This is a genomic window from Bordetella genomosp. 13, assembly GCF_007679965.1.
GTDB lineage: Bacteria > Pseudomonadota > Gammaproteobacteria > Burkholderiales > Burkholderiaceae_B > Bordetella.
Window position 1 is genome coordinate 1 of the sequence record NZ_VEHL01000010.1, and the last position, 17,788, is coordinate 17,788.

General features: G+C 68.7%; 16 protein-coding genes and 1 pseudogene. 5 read left to right on the top strand and 12 right to left on the bottom strand.

The annotated features are described in order from the left end of the window. The 11 genes and pseudogenes from FS845_RS21555 to FS845_RS21605 form a co-directional block, all read right to left on the bottom strand. Nucleotides 1-89 (bottom strand): annotated as a pseudogene (locus tag FS845_RS21555) (Asp/Glu racemase); the annotation flags it as partial. A 37-nt stretch (nucleotides 90-126) separates the two neighbouring features. Then, entirely contained in the window at nucleotides 127-1,080 is a 954-nt protein-coding gene (locus tag FS845_RS21560) for an amidohydrolase family protein (RefSeq protein WP_144639204.1), read from the bottom strand. 138 nt (nucleotides 1,081-1,218) lie between these two features. After that, on the bottom strand, nucleotides 1,219-2,880 hold the full coding sequence (locus tag FS845_RS21565) for a TRAP transporter large permease subunit (protein ID WP_144639206.1): 1,662 nt from the start codon (nucleotides 2,878-2,880) through the stop codon (nucleotides 1,219-1,221). 2 nt (nucleotides 2,881-2,882) lie between these two features. Beyond that, a complete protein-coding gene (locus tag FS845_RS21570) occupies nucleotides 2,883-3,539 on the bottom strand; it encodes a TRAP transporter small permease subunit (protein ID WP_144639208.1) in 657 nt (218 codons plus the stop codon). Nucleotides 3,540-3,594: 55 nt separating this feature from the next. After that, a complete protein-coding gene (locus FS845_RS21575; protein ID WP_144639210.1) occupies nucleotides 3,595-4,380 on the bottom strand; it encodes an ABC transporter permease in 786 nt (261 codons plus the stop codon). Beyond that, complete coding sequence (locus tag FS845_RS21580) at nucleotides 4,377-5,165, bottom strand: ABC transporter ATP-binding protein (protein WP_144639689.1); 789 nt, start codon at nucleotides 5,163-5,165, stop codon at nucleotides 4,377-4,379. The genes FS845_RS21575 and FS845_RS21580 overlap by 4 nt, the downstream gene beginning before the upstream one ends. A gap of 62 nt (nucleotides 5,166-5,227) precedes the next feature. Further along, nucleotides 5,228-6,235, bottom strand: a complete 1,008-nt coding sequence (locus tag FS845_RS21585) for an ABC transporter substrate-binding protein (RefSeq protein ID WP_144639212.1) — start codon at nucleotides 6,233-6,235, stop codon at nucleotides 5,228-5,230. 67 nt (nucleotides 6,236-6,302) lie between these two features. Further along, nucleotides 6,303-7,553, bottom strand: a complete 1,251-nt coding sequence (locus FS845_RS21590) for a xanthine dehydrogenase family Fe-S subunit (protein WP_144639213.1) — start codon at nucleotides 7,551-7,553, stop codon at nucleotides 6,303-6,305. Further along, a complete protein-coding gene (locus tag FS845_RS21595) occupies nucleotides 7,550-8,437 on the bottom strand; it encodes an FAD binding domain-containing protein (protein ID WP_144639215.1) in 888 nt (295 codons plus the stop codon). The genes FS845_RS21590 and FS845_RS21595 overlap by 4 nt, the downstream gene beginning before the upstream one ends. Then, nucleotides 8,434-10,845 (bottom strand): xanthine dehydrogenase family protein molybdopterin-binding subunit, encoded by a 2,412-nt coding sequence (locus FS845_RS21600; RefSeq protein ID WP_144639217.1) that lies wholly within the window; start codon nucleotides 10,843-10,845, stop codon nucleotides 8,434-8,436. The genes FS845_RS21595 and FS845_RS21600 overlap by 4 nt, the downstream gene beginning before the upstream one ends. Nucleotides 10,846-10,886: 41 nt before the next feature. After that, complete coding sequence (locus FS845_RS21605) at nucleotides 10,887-11,972, bottom strand: TRAP transporter substrate-binding protein (RefSeq protein ID WP_144639220.1); 1,086 nt, start codon at nucleotides 11,970-11,972, stop codon at nucleotides 10,887-10,889. Between the two features lie 375 nt (nucleotides 11,973-12,347). Between FS845_RS21605 and FS845_RS21610 the strand changes: the two genes are divergently transcribed. The 5 genes from FS845_RS21610 (at nucleotide 12,348) to FS845_RS21630 (ending at nucleotide 16,371) form a co-directional block, all read left to right on the top strand. Continuing rightward, a complete protein-coding gene (locus tag FS845_RS21610) occupies nucleotides 12,348-12,659 on the top strand; it encodes a non-heme iron oxygenase ferredoxin subunit (protein ID WP_144639222.1) in 312 nt (103 codons plus the stop codon). Between the two features lie 3 nt (nucleotides 12,660-12,662). After that, nucleotides 12,663-13,937 (top strand): NAD(P)/FAD-dependent oxidoreductase, encoded by a 1,275-nt coding sequence (locus FS845_RS21615; protein WP_144639223.1) that lies wholly within the window; start codon nucleotides 12,663-12,665, stop codon nucleotides 13,935-13,937. A 25-nt stretch (nucleotides 13,938-13,962) separates the two neighbouring features. Beyond that, on the top strand, nucleotides 13,963-15,252 hold the full coding sequence (locus FS845_RS21620; protein ID WP_144639225.1) for an aromatic ring-hydroxylating dioxygenase subunit alpha: 1,290 nt from the start codon (nucleotides 13,963-13,965) through the stop codon (nucleotides 15,250-15,252). Nucleotides 15,253-15,266: 14 nt separating this feature from the next. Further along, complete coding sequence (locus FS845_RS21625; RefSeq protein ID WP_144639226.1) at nucleotides 15,267-15,785, top strand: aromatic-ring-hydroxylating dioxygenase subunit beta; 519 nt, start codon at nucleotides 15,267-15,269, stop codon at nucleotides 15,783-15,785. Nucleotides 15,786-15,894: 109 nt separating this feature from the next. Then, on the top strand, nucleotides 15,895-16,371 hold the full coding sequence (locus FS845_RS21630) for a MarR family winged helix-turn-helix transcriptional regulator (protein ID WP_260986392.1): 477 nt from the start codon (nucleotides 15,895-15,897) through the stop codon (nucleotides 16,369-16,371). Nucleotides 16,372-16,536: 165 nt separating this feature from the next. On the opposite strand, the gene FS845_RS21635 is transcribed toward FS845_RS21630, so the two are convergent. Then, complete coding sequence (locus FS845_RS21635) at nucleotides 16,537-17,559, bottom strand: XdhC family protein (protein WP_144639230.1); 1,023 nt, start codon at nucleotides 17,557-17,559, stop codon at nucleotides 16,537-16,539. Between the last annotated feature and the right edge of the window lie 229 nt (nucleotides 17,560-17,788).

The following is a 17,788-nucleotide window of genomic DNA, read 5'->3' on the forward strand; positions in this document are numbered from 1 at the left end:
TCGCGCGCGCGCAGCATCGCGGGAATCTCCGTCTCCATCGTGGTGTTCGAGCTCGGCACGATCTGGCCGATGCGGTAAGTCTTGGTCATGATGCTCCTCCAGGGATAGCGATCGAAAGAAGAATGGTCAGAGCTTGAAGATGCGCTCGGCGTTGCCGTGGCACACCAGGGCGCGGGTCGCCTCGTCCAGCGGCGCGGTCTCGATGAACTCGGCGGCGATGGCGCTGGATTCATAGGGATAATCCACCGAGAACATCACGGCCTCGGCGCCCATCTCGGCGATGGCCCCGACCAGCGTGGGATGCGAGCACACGCCCGAGGTGGTGATCAGGATGTTGGACCCCAGGTAGGCCGACGGCGCGCGGTCCAGCGTGACGCCATGCGGATACACGGCGAAGCGGCTGTCGAAACGCCAGCGCTGGAACGGCAGCCCTTCCCCCATGTGCCCGAGGATCAATTTCACGCCGGGAAAGCGGTCGAACACGCCGCCGAACAGCAGGCGCAGCGCGTGCGTGCCGGTTTCCACGCCCCAGCCCCAGGTGGCGCGCTCGATGACGGGATGGCCCGCGTAGGCGTGCGGCATCACGTACGCGTCGGCGGGATGCAGGTAGATCGGCACGTCCAGCGCCTGCACGCGCTCCCAGAAGGCGTCGTACTCGCGGCCGTCGTAGTACGTGCCGTTGGTGTGGCCGTTGATCAGCGCGCCCTTGAAGCCGTAGTCGCGCACGGTGCGCTCCAGCTCGTCCGCGGCAACCTTCGGATCGTGCATGGGCACCACGGCGAAGCCGCCGTAGCGCCTGCTGTTGCGGGCCACCCGCTCGGCCAGGAAGTCGTTGTTCTCGCGCGCGCGGCGCAGTGCCACCGCCGGGTCCGGCTCGGCCTGCACGCCTGGGCCCGTCTGCGACAGGATGACGTAGTCGATGCCGTTCTCGTCCATGTCCTGCAGGCGCAGCTGGTCGAAGTCGCTCAGCCGGCGGCCCAGCTCGGCCAGCGATTCGGCGTCGATGTACTGGGCGAAGACCTTGGAGTAGTCCTGGAAGCCCGGTGCGGTGTAGTGCTCCTCGAAAGCGATCTTGCGCATGGTGTTTCTACCTCTTGTATCGTTAATAGTCAGTGTACTGACTAATTGAATCGGACGGACCCCTCGATGCCCCGCCAGGTCCGCCGGTGTGTCCCGGGTTGCCGGCCGCCCTTCCCCGCGGGGAAGAACGGCCCGCGTTCACTTGAAGGGGTTGCTCATGTCCCCGCCGCCGTAGCTGCTGTCGAAGCCCCCTCCCTGCATCTCGATCTTCACGTCCTTGGTGTCGATCTGCTGGACGTCATCCTTGTAGTGCGTCACCAGCCCGGGGAAGAGAAGCACGATCAGCACCAGCAGCAGCTGGATTCCGATGAAAGGGATGGAACCCCAGTAGATCTGTCCGGTGGTCACCTTCGGGATCACGCTGCCCGTGACGCGGTCGCGGTAATCCTCGCGCGGCGCCACGGAACGCAGGTAGAACAGCGCCAGGCCGAACGGCGGATGCATGAACGAGGTCTGCATGTTCAGCGCCAGCAGCACGCCGAACCAGATCAGGTCGATGCCCAGCTTGTCGGCCACCGGCGCCAGCAGCGGCACCACGATGAAGGCCAGCTCGAAGAAGTCCAGGAAGAAGGCCGCGATGAAGACGAAGACCATCACGAACACCAGGAAGCCCGTCTCGCCGCCCGGCACGGAGACCAGCAGGTGCTCCACCCACAGGTCGCCGTTGACCGCGCGGAACGTCAGGCCGAACACGGTCGAGCCGATCAGAATGAACAGCGCGAAGCAGGTCAGGCGCGTGCTGGAATCCATGGCCTGCTTCAGCAGCGGCAGCGTCAGGCGGCGCTTGGCGATCGCCATGATCAGCGCGCCGACCGCGCCCATCGCCCCGCCCTCGGTGGGCGTGGCCAGGCCGATGAAGATGGTGCCCAGCACCAGGAAGATCAGCGCCAGCGGCGGGATCAGCGCGAACGTGACGCGCTCGGCGATCTTCGACAGCAGCCCCAGGCGCAGCACGCGATTGATCGACGCCGCCGCGAAGGCCACCGCGCCCCAGCAGATGATGGACACGACCACGGTTTCGTCCACGGGCGCGCCCGGGTCCAGCACTTCCACCGTCAGGAAATAGGCGATCACGCAGGACAACAGCATCAGCACGATCAGCGAGCGCGTGCCGGACGCCCCGTTGGCCTCCTTGAATTCGCGCGCGCTGGCCGGCATGGCCGGGCCCAGGGCGGGCCGCGCCCAGGTCAGGAACAGCACGTAGACCAGGTACATGACGATCATCAGCAGGCCGGGCAGGATGGCGCCGCGGTAGATGTCGCCCACCGAGCGGCCCAGCTGGTCGGCCAGGATGATCAGCGTCAGCGACGGCGGGATGATCTGCGACAGCGTGCCCGAGGCCGCGATGACGCCGGTGGCCAGCTTCCGGTCGTAGCCGTAGCGCAGCATGATGGGCAGCGAGATCAGGCCCATCGAGATGATGGAGGCCGACACCACGCCCGTGGTGGCCGACAGCACGGCGCCCACGGCCACCACCGCCACGGCCAGGCCGCCGCGCACCGACCCGAACAGCTGGCCCACCGTCTCCAGCAGTTCCTCGGCCATGCCCGAGCGTTCCAGGATCAGCCCCATGAAGGTGAAGAACGGCAGGGCCAGCAGGGTGTCGTTGGAGACCACGCCGAACACGCGCTGCGGCAGTGCCTGGAACAGCGCGGGCGACAAGAGGCCCAGTTCCATGCCGACCAGGCCGAACAGGATGCCGTTGGCCATGAGCGCGAAGGCCACCGGGAATCCCGACAGCAGCAGCACGATCAGGGTGGCGAACATGATCGGCGCCATGTTGTTGATGAAGAATTCCATGTTCAATCCGCCTTCCTGGCCTGTTTGCCGGCAGCCGGCGCCGGGGCGGCCGCGTCCGTGGTTTCGGCGGGTACGCCGCTTTCCTGCAAGCGCGCAGCGATCTCCTCGGCCAGCGCTTTCTCATCCGCGGTGGCCTCGCGCTGCCGCGGGTCGCCGCAGGCGCCGCGCAAGAAGCCGATGCACTTGATCAAATGGGACAGCGCCGCGGCGATCAGCAACGTGAAGCCCACGGGCACCAGCAGCTTGGCCGGCCAGCGGATCAGGCCGCCCGAGTTGGACGACATCTCGCCGCTGGCGTACGACTCCCAGAACATGGGCCAGGCCAGCCACATGATCAGCGTGCAGCCGGGCAGGAGGAAGAACAGGATGCCGAAGATCTCCAGGCGCACCTGCCCGCGCGGCGAGAGCTTCTGGGCGATGATGTCCACGCGCACGTGGTCGTTGCGCACCAGGCAGTAGCCCGAGGCCAGCAGGAACAGCGCGCCGAACATGTACCACTGGATCTCCAGCCAGGCGTTGGAGCCGAAATGGAAGAACTTGCGCCCAAAGGCGTTCGCCGTGCTGATCAGCACCATGGCCAGGATCAACCAGGCCACCACACGTCCCACCAGGACGTTCAGTGCATCGATCATGCGAGATAACCGGAGCAGGGATTGCATTGCAGTCTCAGATCGTAGAAAGGGATGAGGGAAATCTGTGCTTGGCCATGGCGGGTCAATGGTCCGCGCGCCAGGGCATGGAACGGCGCTCGATCCACACCAGCGCCCCGTACAGCAGCAGGCCCAGCGCCGCCAGCACGAACAACGCGGCGAACACCCGCACGGTGTCGAAGGTGCCCTGCGCGCTCATGATCACGTAGCCCAGGCCGCGTTGCGACGAGACGAACTCGCCCACGATGGCGCCGACCAGCGCCAGCGAGATCGCGACCTTCATTCCGGCCACCAGCGACGGCAGCGCGGCGGGCAGCCGGACCTTCAGGAAGAATTGCAGCCACGAGCCGCGCAGCACGCGCCCCAGGTCCTGCACGTCCTGCGGAACCGAGCGCAGGCCATGGACGGCGTCGACGATGATGGCGAACACGGCGATCAGGAAGGCGATGGCGATCTTGGGTTCGGCGCCCGTGCCCATCCAGATCACGAACAGCGGCGCCACCGCGACCTTGGGCACGCTGTTCAGCGCCACGATCAGCGGATAGCCGAAGCGCGCGAAGCCGCGCGAACCGACCATCAGCAGCGCGATGGCCACGCCGCCCACTACCGACAGCACGAAGCCGCACAGCGTGGTGAACAGGGTGTACACGGCGTGGTCCAGGTACCAGTGCCAGTCCTTCGCCAGGTCGGCCAGCACGGCCGAGGGCAGCGGCAGCATGATGGGCCTCAGGTGCAACAGGCGCCCGGCCGCCTCCCACAGCAGCAGCGCCGCCACGATGGACACGGCGCCCGCGCCGATGGCGCCGCCGGACGCCTTGCGGCGGACCGGCCGGTTGGTCACGGCATTCATCGCGCCACCTCCGGCTCCTGGAACAGGCCCATGTCCTGGAACAGCCCGCGCAAGCGCGCCACGTAGGCGCCGAAGGCCGGCGTCTCGCGGATCGACAGCGGCCGCGGGCGAGGCAGGTCGATCTCGATCACTTCCCTGACCGTGCCGGGCCGCGGCGAGAACACCATCACCACGTCGCCCAGGAACACCGCCTCGGCGATGCCGTGCGTGACGAACAGCACGGTATTGCGCGTGCGCAGCCAGATGCGCTGCAGCTCGGCGTTCATCTGGTCGCGCGTCATGGCGTCCAGCGCGCCGAAGGGCTCGTCCATCAGCAACAGGCGCGGGTCGTCCACCAATGCGCGGCAGATCGCGGCGCGCTGCCGCATGCCGCCCGACAGCTCGCGCGGGTAGCTGTCGGCGAAGGCGGACAGGCCCGTCATCTCCAGCAAGGCGTCCGTCTTGGCCAGGTAGTTCTGGCGCCGCTTGCCGGCGAACTCGATGGGCAGCAGGATGTTGTCGCGGATCGAGCGCCATTCCAGCAGCGCGTCGCGCTGGAACACGAAGCCGATGCCCTCGGGCGCGCCGTCCACCGGCTTGCCATAGACGGACAGTTCGCCCTCGCTGATGGGCTCCAGCCCGGCCACGCAGCGCAGGAAGGTGCTCTTGCCGCAGCCGCTGGGCCCCAGCAGGCTGACGAAGCGGCCCGCGGGCACCTGCACATCCACGCCGGCCAGCGCCTGCACTTCGCGTTCGCCGTCGTAGCGCTTGCCCACGCCGCGCGCGGCGATGGTGATGCCCCCCATCGGATGGCCGCCGGTGCTCGATGGAATGCCCCGGTCCGCCTGGCCGCTCATGGGTTGGCCGTTCATTTGCCGGCCCCGTACGGCGCATGCAGCACGATGCGGCCTTCGGCGTAGTAATCGGCGGCGGGCCGCTGCGCCGACACCAGGCCGACAGACGACAGCGTCTGCACGGCCTGCGTCCAGTCCTGGGCCACCGGCGGCCCGACCCGCGTGCCTTCCAGCGGGCCGAAGTAGTCGCGCAGCGCATCGATCTGGCCGCGCAGCACCTTCGCGTCCAGCCGCGCCTGCGGACGCGCAGCCAGGATTGCGGCCACGGCCTCGTCCTGGTGGCCGGCATAGATGTATTCCCACGCGGCGGCGACCACGCCGGCGAAGCGGCCCAGCACTTCGCCGCGCGCGGCCAGCTTGCTCTCGCTGGCGAACAGGCCGAAGCCGGGCATGTGCAGGCCGTAGTCGGCGAAGCGCACGGCGCGCGAGGCGCGCGTCTGCGATACCACCGGCAGGAAGAACGGGATGGTCGAGAACGCCGCGTCGGCGCGGCCCACCGCGTAGGTGCTGGCCTTGCCCGCCGCGTCCACGTTGATCAGCTCCAGCGCGTCGCGCCGCAGATTGCCGTGCGCCAGGAACGCATCGATGAACGGCGCCTCCAGCGACCCGGCGGTATAGGCCACCTTCTTGCCCTTCAGGCCGGCCGGCCCGTCGATGCCCGAATCCGCCGGCACCAGCACGCCGACGTCGCCCTGCCGCGCGAACACCGCCAGCGCCTTGACGGGCAGGCCCTTGTCGCGCGCCACCATCATCGAGGCCAGCGCGGCGTGACCCACGTCGAAGCTGTCGCCGTTGCCGACGATCTGCACCGTGGTCACGGAGCCGTTGCCATCCTCGAGCTGGACGTCCAGCCCGGCCCGCTTGAACCAGCCCTTCTGGGCGGCCAGGTGGAACGGCGCGTGCACGCCCCAGGGCGTCCAGTCCAGGCGCACGCGCACGGTGTCGGCGGCCTGGCCGGCGCCGGCCACGAGCATGCCGGCCAGGGCGGCCAACAGGAGAAACGGCTTGCGTATAAGCGACATGATGCCTCCCAACGAAAACGGGATACCTGAAAAAGCGATAGGAAGAAGCGGTACTGCGGGGGCCGGACTACTGCCTGCGGCGCTGGAACAGTCGCATGATGCGATCCTTCAGCACCCCGAGGAACAGGGCGACGGGGTTGATGGCGGCCACCGGCGCGTCATGGGCCGCGTCGGGGTTCTGCATGCGCCGGGCCACATTGCGGCCGAACTCCGCGATCATGCGGCGCACGAAGTCCTGCACCAGGCCGGACCGCGAGAACTGGGCCAGCGGCCCCTGCAGCGAATAGTCCATGTCGATGAGCACGCGGGTGCCCTGCCCGTCCGCTTCCAGCCGATAGCCGATGTCGCCCTGCGCGCGCGACTGGCTGACCGTGTCCTTGCCGGCGCCGCGCAGGATCGCGGCCTGGGCCGCGTCGTCGCGCTCGAGCTTGGCCGTGCCCTCGAAGGCCGCCTGCATCGGGCCGAACTTGATGCCGATGCGGCCCTGCACTTCCTCGCCCTGCTGCGCGGTGATCTGCGCGCCGGGCAGGCAGCCCGCCACGCGGGGCAGGTCCACCATGAACGCCCAGACCTGGTCCGGCGGAAACGGCACGCCGAACTCGCCGGCGATGTGCTGCCCCTTGCCCTTGCCTTCCTTGGCGACCGTGGCCGGCCGGGCCTGCGGAGCCGGCGCGGCCGCCTCGTCCTCGTCCTGGCGGGGCTCGAAGGCCCGCAACGGCTGGGGTTGCCGGGTGGCGCCGTCAGCGGCGCCCGCCTGCGGGGCGTCCTGCCGCGATCCGGCCAGCGCCAGTCCATCGAGCGGCGCCGCCGCCGGCAACGCGCGCCGCAACGCCTCGACGGCAGGATCGGGCTGCGCCTGCAGCTCGGCCAGTACCGAACGCACGGCGGCCACGATGCCCATGTATCCCGTGCAGCGGCACAGGTTGCCGGACAGCTCGATGCGCACGCGCTTCTCGTCGGCGTCCGGCAGGCGCAGCACGATGTCGCGCGCCGTGGCCAGCATGCCCGGCGTACAGAAGCCGCACTGCAGCGCGTGATGCGCCGTGAAGGCGACGCGCAGGCGGCGCATCACGGGATCCTCGTCGTAGCCTTCCACCGTGACCACCTCGCGCGACTCGCACGCCACGGCGAAGGTGATGCACGAGCGCACCGGCTGCCCGTCGACCAGCACGGTGCAGGCACCGCACACGCCGTGCTCGCAGCCCAGGTGGGTGCCCGTCAGCCGCGCCTGGTCGCGCAGGTAATCGCCCAGGTGCATGCGCGCGGGCACTTCATGGCACACCGCTTCGCCGTTGACCTTCATCGATACCAGACTCATTGCATTGCCTCGTGCGCCGCGCGCGGCGGCATGTGTTCCATCAGGGTGGCGGGCGTGCCCAGCGCCTGGGCCAGGCAGCGCGCCACCGCGGTTTCGTACAGGCGGCGCTCGACCGCATCCTTCTCGGGCAGGGCCTCTTCCACCGCCGCGCGGATCGCCGCCGGAGTCACGGCGGCCGCGCCCTGCGCGGCACAGGCATGCGCCAGCGCCGTCAACGAGCGCGGCGTGGCGTCGACCGCGCCCAGCACGATGCGCGCGGTGCGGCTGGCCGGATCGAACCAGGCCACGCAACTGGCCTCGGCGAACTCGCCCGTCTTGCGGCAGAACTTGTAGTAGCCGAAACGGCTGTCGGCATTGGCCGCCGGCACGTCCACGGCCACGATCAGTTCGCCCTCCTGGATTGAGGTGGTATAGGCGCCGGCCATGAAGCGCTGCACGGTCTCGTGCCGTACCGCGCCCTGCGGGCCCGCGATCTCCAGCCGGGCGCCCAGGCCCGCGCACACCACGACCCAGTCGGCCGCGGGGTCGGCATGGGCCAGGCTGCCGCCCAGCGTGCCGCGGTTGCGCACCGCGCGATAGGCGATGCGGCCGGCCACGCCCTGCATGGGATGGCCGCGCAGCAATGCGTGCACGCCGTCCTCGATCTCGGCATGCGTGACCGCCGCGCCCACGCGCAGGCGCTCGCCGCGGCGCTCGACCTGGCGCAGTTCCTTCACGCCGGACACGTCCACCACGGCGCCCGGCCGCGCCAGGCGCAGGTTCAGCATCGGCCCCAGGGACTGGCTGCCGGCCATGGGCTTGGCCGCGTTGTCGCCGGCCAGCAGCCCCTTCAGGGCGTCGGCCAGGCTGGCGGGACAGGAATAGTCGAAACGGGCGGCCTTCACTGACCCACCTCCATCAGTTCAGCGGCGCGCGCGGCCTGCGGATCGGCGGCGCTGCCCGCCTCGGCCAGAGCATGCATCAGGCGCTTCGGCGTCAAGGGCGTGCGCTGCACCAGCGGCGCGCGCAGGCGGCGCAGCACGTCGTTGACCGCGTTGTAGACGACGGCCGGCGGCGCGATGGCCCCGCCCTCGCCCATGCCCTTGGCGCCGAACTCGGTGTGCGGCGACGGGGTCTCGAAGTGGTCGATGCGGATGCTGGGCACCTCGGTGGCGCCCGGCATGACGTAGTCGGCGAAGGTCGAGGCCAGCGGCTGGCCGTTCTCGTCGTAGGGCGTCTCTTCGTACAGCGCCGTGCCCAGGCCCTGGGCGATGCCGCCGAAGGTCTGGCCCTCGACCACCATGGGGTTGATCATGGTGCCGCAGTCCTCGACCACGACGTAGTCCAGGATCTCGACGGCGCCCGTGCCCGGGTCCACCGCCACCACGGCGGCGTGGCTGGCATAGGTGAACGAACCGGTATCCACCTTGGGCTTGTAGCCCACGGTGGTCTCCAGCCCGCCGATGTCCGCGTCCTTGGGCAGCTTGTGCGGATTGATGTACCAGGCGTTGGCGATCTCGCGCACGCTGACCGAGCGCTCGCCCACCCACACCGCGCCGTCGCGCAGTTCGGCCTGGCCGGCCTGCGCGCCCAGCATGTGCGAGCCGATGTGCAACAGCCGCGGCGCCAGGCGCTTGCACGCCTGCGACACCGCGCCGCCCGACATCACCATGGCGCGCGAGGCGTAGGTGCCGGTGGAGAACGGCGTCTGCCCGGTATCGCCGTGCAGCACCTTGACGCGCGAGATGTCGGTGCCGAGGATCTCGTTGGCGACCTGGGCGAAGGTGGTTTCCATGCCCTGGCCGTGCGAGTGCACGCCCACGCGCACCTCCACGCCGCCATCGGGCGTGATCTTCACGGCGGCCTGGTCATAGCCCGGAATGACCGGCGTACCCCAGGCCGCGAACACCGAGGTGCCGTGCGCCGATTGTTCGGTATAGGTGGCCACGCCCAGTCCGATCAGGCGGCCGTCGGCCTCGGCCTGCGCCTGGCGCCGCCGCACCGCGGGCGCGTCGATCATCTCCAGCGCGCGCCGCAGGCTGGCCGGGTAGTCGCCGCTGTCGAAGTGCTTGTTGGCCACGTTCACGTAGGGCATCTGCTCGGGCTTGACCAGGTTCAGCAGGCGCACCTCCCAGGGCTCCTTGCCGACCTGGTAGGCGATGCTGTCCATCAGCAGTTCGATGGCGAAGCACACGCCCGTGCGCGCCACGCCGCGGTACGGCACGAAGCCGGGCTTGTTGGTGGCCACGCACTGGGTCAGGCAGCGGTAGCGTTGGAAATCGTAGGGACCGGGCAGGTTGCCCGTGGCCTGGCCAGGTTCCAGGCCGATGGTGAACGGCCACACCGAATAGGCGCCGCCGTCGATGACGATGTGCGCGTCCAGCGCCAGCAGCCGCCCTTCGCGGTCGGCATAGGCCGTCAGCTCGTAGTTGTGCTCGCGCGTGTTGGCGCCGGCGATCAGGTGCTCGCGGCGGTCCTCCAGGTAGCGGAACGGCTTCTTGTAGGTCATGGCCAGCCACGCCACGCAAAGCTCTTCCTGCTGCAGCACGCACTTGTAGCCGAAGGCGCCGCCCACGTCCGGGGAGATGACGCGCACCTTGGACTGATCCAGCTCCAGGCACTGCGCCAGCCCGGTGCGGATCATGTGCGGCACCTGGGTCGCGCTGACCACCACCAGTTGGTCCTCGCGATGATCCCAGTAGGCCAACACCGCCTTGCCTTCCATCGGCACCATGCACTGCCGCGCCAGTTCCACGCGGCGCCGCACCACCACGGGCGCGTCCAGCGCCTCGGGCGCGAAATCCTTCTCGGCCTTCAGCGTGACGAACAGGTTGTCCTTCCACTCGTCGTGCACCAGGTTGTCCCGGGCCGCCAGCGCCGCCTCGGCGCTGGCGTAGACCGGCAGCTCGTCGTAGTCGACACCCACCTCTTCGACCAGGTCCTCGGCCTCGGCCCGCGTGGGCGCGATGGCCATGACCACCGGCTCGCCCACGAAGCGCACCTTGCCTCGCGCCAGCGGCGGCTGGGCCGACCGCTGGTACGTGGGCAGGGTCGAGTCGGCGACGATGTCCAGCGCCTGCATGTGCTCGCGCGTGAACACCTTGCCGGCCAGCGCATCCGGGATGCGGATGCCGGCAAGGCGGGCGTGCGCCAGCGGGCTGCGCAGGAACGCGACCTCGCGCAGGCCAGGCATGGACATATCGCCCACGAACTGGCCCTTGCCCATCAGGTGGCGCATGTCCTCCTTGCGGGGAACGCGCGCGCCTACGCCCTGGGGCTTGGCGCCTTGAGCGGCGTGCGGCTTGTCTTGCATGGAATACCTCTAAGGTGAACGGACGGCTGGCGGGCCGTGGCTCAACGACGCGTGACGGCCTGGAACGTGTAATTGTCCAACGCGCTCTCGGCCACGCGGAACCAGCTGGCCTGGTCGCGCTGGAACTCCGACCATTGCGGAAACAGTGCCGCGAAATCCGGGTTGGCGGCGATCTGCTCCTTCCACAGGTCCTGCGAGGCCTTGTAGGCCGCATCCATCACGTCGCGGGGGAAGAACGACAGCTTGGCGCCGCCGGCCAGCAGTGATTTCATGGCGGCGGGATTGCTGGCATCGTACTTGGCCAGCATCTTCATGGTCTGCTCGGAGGCGGCGCATTCGAACGCTGCCTTGAAGCCCTGCGGCAACGCGTTCCAAGCGGCGGCATTCACCATGGTGGTGATGGAGGCGCTGCCCTCGAACCAGCCCGGCGAGTAGTAGTACGGCGCCACCTTGTTCAGGCCCAGCTTCAGGTCGTCGTGCGGACCGATCCATTCGGCCGCGTCGATGGTGCCCTTCTCCAGCGAGGGATAGATGTCGCCCGGCGGGATCTGCTGCGGGATCGCGCCCAGCTTGGACAGCACCATGCCGCCGATGCCGCCGATGCGCATCTTCAGGCCCTTCAGGTCATCGACCGACTTGATCTCGCGGCGGAACCAGCCGCCCATCTGCACGCCGACGTTGCCACAGACGTGGTTGACGATGTTGTACTTCTTGTAGAGCGCGCGCAGCTTCTCCAGCCCGCCGCCGTAGTGGATCCACGCGTTGTGCTGGCGCGCGCTCAGGCCGAACGACAGCCCCGTGTCGAACGCCAGCGCCGTGTTCTTGCCCAGGTGGAAGGTGCTCAGCACGTGGTTGCATTCCACCGTGCCGTTGCTGACGGCGTCCATGTTCTGCGCCGGGGGCACGATCTCGCCCGCGGGGAAGACGCGGATCTCGAACTTGCCGCCCGTCAGTTCCGACACGCGTTTGGCCAGCTCTTCGGCCGAACCGTACATGGCGTCCAGGCTCTTGGGCCAGCTGGTGGACATGCGCCAGCGCACGGTGGCGCCTTCTTGGGCGATTGCGGGCACGGCCGCGATGGCGGCCCCCATACCTGCCGCCTGGGTCAGGAAACGACGACGTTGCATAACTCAATTCCCCTTGTTCGAGTGGCCGACCGGCCCTTGGCTGTCGGTGGTCATCGGTTCCTCATGCAAGGATCGTGCCACCTGGACTGAAACTCAGTGCACCGACTTTTTTTGTCGCGCTTTTATTCAGTATGCTGATTAGTTTGCGCGTTCGTCAATAGGTTAAATCCTCAGCATACGGACAAATTTCGGATCGTTGCGATGCACCACGATCGCACACGCCCGCCCCAGGAGAATGCATGCCTGCACCAGTGTTGTGAGCGGGCCTTCGACCCCGTGTTTTCCCGTAGATCATCGGCGCCACAAATGCTGGAAGATTCGTCGCATCGCTGCTAGACTTTGCTCAGTGTACTGATCAATTAGCGGAATGAAACCATGAACTGGATACGCATCGCCTCCACGGACCAGGTCGACGACGACAGCGCCATCGCGGTCACCGTCGGACAGGCGCAACTGGCGCTGTACAAGTGCGACGGCGAATACTTCCTGTCGGACGGCGTCTGTACCCACGGCCACGCCATGCTGGCGGAGGGCTACGTGGAAGACGGCTGCGTCGAATGCCCCCTGCACCAGGCCCGTTTCAACCTGCGCACCGGCGAGCCGGAATGCGCGCCGGCCACCGTGCCCATCCGCGTGTATCCGGTCCGCGTCGAGGACGGCGCCGTCTTCGCGCAGCTGGAAGGCTGAGCGATGACGGCACCCGGCTCCATCGTGATCGTCGGCGCGGGGCAGACCGGCGCCGTGGCCGCGCGCACGCTGCGCGAACTCGGCTATGCCGGCGCCCTGACGCTGGTGGGCGACGAGACGCACCTGCCCTACGAGCGCCCGCCCCTGTCCAAGGAAGCGCTGGGCGCGGGCGTGGACGGCGGCGTGGGCCGCATGCATTCCCTGCAGTACTACGCGGATCAGGGCATCGAACTGATCGCGGGCGCCACCGCCCGCGCGCTGGACCGCGAGCGGCGGCAGGTCGTGCTGTCCGACGGCCGGTGCCTGGACTACGACGCCTGCCTGCTGGCCACGGGCGGCCGCGCGCGCCGCCTGCCGCTGCTGCCCGAGAGCCTGCCCAACGTGCACGTGCTGCGCACGCTGGACGACGCCATGGCCCTGGGCGCGGCGCTGGCCCCGGGCGTACGCCTGGCCGTCATCGGCGGCGGGTTCCTGGGACTGGAGGCCGCCTGGACCGCCATGCAGCGCGGCGTCGCCGTCACCGTGGTCGAGGGCGCGCCCGCCCTCTTGGGTCGCGTGCTGCCGCCCGAACTGAGCGACTGGCTGCTGCAACGGGCCCGCGGGCTGGGCCTGGACGTGCGCCTGGGCGTTTCCACGACGGGCGCCGTGCCGGCCGCCACCGCGGCCGCGGGCACCACGCTGGCGCTGTCAGCCGGCGGCCAGGTCGAGGCCGACCAGATTCTGGTGGCCATCGGCCTGGTACCGAATACCGAACTGGCCGTGTCGGCAGGCCTGCCCCTGTGCGAGGCCACCGCGGGCGTGCTGGTGGACGCGGACTGCCGCACGGCGGATCCATACGTGTGGGCGGCCGGCGATTGCGCCAGCCAGTGCCGCGCGCCCGACGGCCAGCCGGTGCGCATGGAGTCCTGGCAGAACGCCAACACGCACGGCGCGCTGGCCGCGGCATCCATGCTGCAGGCGGCGCGTCCGGCGGCGCCCTACCCCTGGTTCTGGACCGATCAGCTGGGCTGCAACATCCAGATCCTGGGCGCGCCGCAGCCCGGCCTGGACTACGTCGTGCGCGGCGCGGCGCGGCCCGGCGACGACGCGCCGAAGCTGCTGTGCCTGGGGTTGCGCGACGGCGTGCCGGTGCACGGCGTCGCCATCAACGCTGGCGGCGACCTGCGCGCGCTGCGCGCGCTGTTCGAGCAGGCGGCCGCCATCGACCCCGCGGCGTTCGCCGATCCGGCCACCGCCCTGAAGCCTTTCGTCAAATCCTGCCTGCAGCGTTCCGCCTGAACGCGCGGCTCATCGGAGCTCTTTCATGTATCAATCGCAAACCGTGATCGGCATCACCCCCGCCCGCAAGGACCCGCCGCTGCAGGACTGCGTCTGGCCCGAGGACGCCCTGCACTTCGTGCCCGACTGGGTCTACACCAGCCAGGCCGTCTACGAACAGGAACAGGACCGCATCTTCCGCGGCAAGACCTGGAACTACGTGGCGCTGGAGTGCGAGCTGCCCGAGCCCGGCAGCTACAAGCGCTCGTACGTGGGCGCCGTGCCGGTGGTGGTCTCACGGGCCGAGGACGGCAGCCTGCACGTGTTCGAGAACCGGTGTGCGCACCGCGGCGCCGAGTTCTGCCGCCACGGCCAGGGCAAGGCCAAGGAATTCGTGTGCCCGTACCACCAGTGGTCCTATGACCTGAAAGGCAACCTGCAGGGCGTGCCGTTCAAGCGCGGCGTGAACAAGGCGGGCGGCATGCCGCGCGACTTCCGCAACGAAGAGCACGGCCTGCGCAAGCTGAACGTGACCACGCGCCACGGCGTGATCTTCGCGTCGTATTCCGACGAGGTCGAACCCATCGAGGAATACCTGACGCCCGAGATGCTGGAGGACTTCGACGCGGTGTTCCCGGGACGTCCGCTGAAACTGCTGGGCTACTACCGCAACGAGCTGCCCTGCAACTGGAAGATGTACCACGAGAACCTGAAGGATCCGTACCACGCGACCCTGCTGCACTCGTTCCTGGTGGTGTTCGGCCTGCTGGTGGCCGGCAACAAGTCGGCGATGACGGTGGACACCGTGCACGGCCGCCACGGCACCATGGCCTCGGCCAAGAGCGAAGAGAAATACGCCACCGTCAGCGAAGAGAACAAGAAGGAGATGCGCTCGTTCCACGACGGCCTGCGCCTGCGCGACGACCGCTTCCTGGAATACGTGAAGGAGTTCGACTCGCCCTGGTCGGTCACCATGCAGACCATCTGGCCGAACCTGATCGTGCAGCGCGAGATGAACACGCTGGGCGTGCGGCACATCATCCCGAACGGCCCCAACAGCATGATCATGCAGTGGACCATGTTCGGCTACGAGGACGACACGGAAGAGATGCAGCGTCACCGCCTGCGCCAGGGCAACCTGATGGGCCCGGCCGGCTTCCTGGGGCTGGAGGACAACGAGGCCATGAAGTTCGTGCAGGAAGGCGTGCGGCGCTCCAGCACCGACCTGAACGTGCTGAAGCTGGAAAGCGGCAAGCTCGGCACCTCGGACACGCTGATCTCCGAGGCCGCCATCCGTTCGATGTACCAGTACTACCGCCAGGTCATGGGCTTTTGAAGGAATCCGCCGAGATGAACCAGAGCAATACCTACGTGCCCAGCCGCCTGCCGCTGGACCAGGCCGTGGCCCTGAAGGCCGAGATCGAGCTGTTCCATGCCGAGTACTGCGCCGCGCTGGACGGCGGCGACGTCGAGCGCTGGCCCGACTTCTTCGTCGCGGACGCGGTGTACCGCGTGACCGCGCGCGAGAACGCCGAACTGGACCTGCCGGTCGGCCTGGTCTACGCCGAAGGCCGCGACATGATGCACGACCGCGCGGTGGCGATCTCGCGCACGCAGATGTTCGCGCCGCGCTACCTCCTGCACATCGTCAGCGGCGTGCGCGTGATCGACGCGGACGGCGCCGGCCGGATCACCTCGCACGCCAGCTTCCTGCTGATGCAGACCCTGGTCGAGGGCCCCACCACCGTGCACCTGGCGGGGGTCTACCAGGACGTATTCACGCGCGAGGACGGCACGCTGCGGCTGAAGCGACGCGACGTGATCTACGATACGAACATCCTGGCCAACGATCTGGTCTACCCTGTCTGATTTTATTCAGTACACTGTCCTTTTATCCTCACGGGAAGTCTGCATGGCGTCTCCAAAGAAAACAGCCTCGGTAGCGCGCAAGTCGGCAGTTCCCCAGGCCCGCCTGCCCGTGGATGAAGACGGAGATCCCGCCCGCGAGGTGCTGTGGGAACGCCCGGGTTTCCTGGTGCGGCGCCTGAACCAGATCCACTACGCCATGTTCTTCGAGGAATGCCATTCGCAGAACATCACGCCGGTGCAGTACGGCGTGCTGACCGCGCTGTCGCTGGTGCCGTGGATGGACCAGACCGAGATCGGCATGGACGTGGGCCTGGACCGCACCACCACCGCCGACGTGATCAAGCGGCTGCAGGAGCGCGGCCTGATCGAGCGGCGCATCAATCCCGCGGACAAGCGCTCGCGCCAGGCCAAGCTGACCAAGTCCGGCGGCAAGATCGTGGAAGAGCTGCACGAGGGCATGGCGCGCGCCCAGGCGCGCCTGCTCGAGCCCCTGAACGCCCGCAATCGCGAGGTGTTCATGCGCCTGCTGGGCATATTGGTCGAGTCCAACAACCACTACGGGCGGTCGCTGCTGCGGGCGTTCTGAGAAACCTGGCGGGCGTTGCGCCGCCAGGCAGCAGCCCGCGGGGAGGATGCGGGCGCCGTGCAACGGGCGCCGTGCATACGGGCGCCGTGCAACGAGCGCCGTGCAACGGTCGTTGTAAAAACGGGCGCCGCACGAGCCGGCGCAAGGACAGGGGCCCCGCCCCGCTCATTGCGCCAGCGTGCCCAGCTCCCGCTGCGTCTTGGCTTCCGTGATGTCCATTTCCGGCGCCAGCGCCACGCCGTTCTTCGTGGCCAGCACCTCGGCCATGATGCTGACGGCGATCTCGGCCGGCGTCTTGCTGCCGATGTAAAGCCCGATGGGCCCGCGCAGCCGGGCCAGCGAGGCCTCGGTGGCGTCGAAGTGTTCCATGAAGCGCGCGCGGCGCGCCGCGCTGTTGCGGCGCGATCCGATGGCGCCCACGTAGAAGGCCGGGCTTTCCAGGGCCTCGAGCAGCGCCAGGTCGTCCAGCTTGGGATCGTGGGTCAGCGCCAGGATGCAGGTGCGCGTATCGGGCCGGAAGTCCGTCACCACGTCGTCGGGCATCTCGGTCAGCAGCGGCACGTCGGGCATGGACCAGGTGGCGCGGTGCTCGACGCGCGGATCGCACACCGTCACCCTGAACCCGTTGAAGATCGCCATGGTGGCCAGGTATTGCGCCAGCGCGCCCGCGCCGATCAGCAGCATGCGGTAGCCCGGCCCCAGCGTGTTGGCCAGGCGGGAGCCGTCGAACTGCAGTTCACAGGGCGCATCGGTGGCCAGCAATTGCACGGCGCCGTCGGCGCAGCCGACTTCCCTGCGCACCAGCTCGCCGCCATCCAGGCGCGCCACCAGCGTGTCCAGCGACCGCGCATCGGGATCGAACTCCAGCAGCAGTTCCAGCGTGCCGCCGCACGGCAGCCCGAAACGGTGCGCCTCGTCGGCGCTGACGCCGTAGCGGATCAGCTCGGGCGGGCCCGCCGGGATGGCGCCGCGGCCATAGGCCTGCGTGTAGCGCTCGATCAGGTCGTCCTCGATACAGCCGCCCGACACCGAGCCCACCACGCCCCCGTCCTCGCACAGGGCCATCATCGCGCCCACGGGCCGCGGCGACGAGCCCCAGGTGCGCACCACCGTGGCCAGCACGGCCCGCCGCCCGGCCATGCGCCAGTCCCTCAAGGTGCGCAGCACCAATGTGTCTATCGTGTCCATGTCTTCTTCCCCAGCCAGGCCGCAGCGTCCGGATGGACGCGCACGGCGAAGGCCAGGCCTTTCGTTGCCGGTCTACGGCAATGGTACGCCCGCCGGACCCTTGCGCAATACGCAAGGGTGGACCAGGCATCGCCATATTGTGCCAAATCGTCAGCTCGCTGACGATCTTCACGCGCTGCGAACGGAAAAATACCTCGCGCCTGGGGGTCGGCGCGGGGCTCGGACAAAG

Coding starts and splice junctions, on each gene's coding strand:
- FS845_RS21560 (WP_144639204.1), bottom strand. CDS start 1,080: ATGCGCAAGATCGCTTTCGAGGAGCACTACACCGCACCGGGCTTCCAG.
- FS845_RS21565 (WP_144639206.1), bottom strand. CDS start 2,880: ATGGAATTCTTCATCAACAACATGGCGCCGATCATGTTCGCCACCCTG.
- FS845_RS21570 (WP_144639208.1), bottom strand. CDS start 3,539: ATGCAATCCCTGCTCCGGTTATCTCGCATGATCGATGCACTGAACGTC.
- FS845_RS21575 (WP_144639210.1), bottom strand. CDS start 4,380: ATGAATGCCGTGACCAACCGGCCGGTCCGCCGCAAGGCGTCCGGCGGC.
- FS845_RS21580 (WP_144639689.1), bottom strand. CDS start 5,165: ATGGGGGGCATCACCATCGCCGCGCGCGGCGTGGGCAAGCGCTACGAC.
- FS845_RS21585 (WP_144639212.1), bottom strand. CDS start 6,235: ATGTCGCTTATACGCAAGCCGTTTCTCCTGTTGGCCGCCCTGGCCGGC.
- FS845_RS21590 (WP_144639213.1), bottom strand. CDS start 7,553: ATGAGTCTGGTATCGATGAAGGTCAACGGCGAAGCGGTGTGCCATGAA.
- FS845_RS21600 (WP_144639217.1), bottom strand. CDS start 10,845: ATGCAAGACAAGCCGCACGCCGCTCAAGGCGCCAAGCCCCAGGGCGTA.
- FS845_RS21605 (WP_144639220.1), bottom strand. CDS start 11,972: ATGCAACGTCGTCGTTTCCTGACCCAGGCGGCAGGTATGGGGGCCGCC.
- FS845_RS21610 (WP_144639222.1), top strand. CDS start 12,348: ATGAACTGGATACGCATCGCCTCCACGGACCAGGTCGACGACGACAGC.
- FS845_RS21615 (WP_144639223.1), top strand. CDS start 12,663: ATGACGGCACCCGGCTCCATCGTGATCGTCGGCGCGGGGCAGACCGGC.
- FS845_RS21620 (WP_144639225.1), top strand. CDS start 13,963: ATGTATCAATCGCAAACCGTGATCGGCATCACCCCCGCCCGCAAGGAC.
- FS845_RS21625 (WP_144639226.1), top strand. CDS start 15,267: ATGAACCAGAGCAATACCTACGTGCCCAGCCGCCTGCCGCTGGACCAG.
- FS845_RS21635 (WP_144639230.1), bottom strand. CDS start 17,559: ATGGACACGATAGACACATTGGTGCTGCGCACCTTGAGGGACTGGCGC.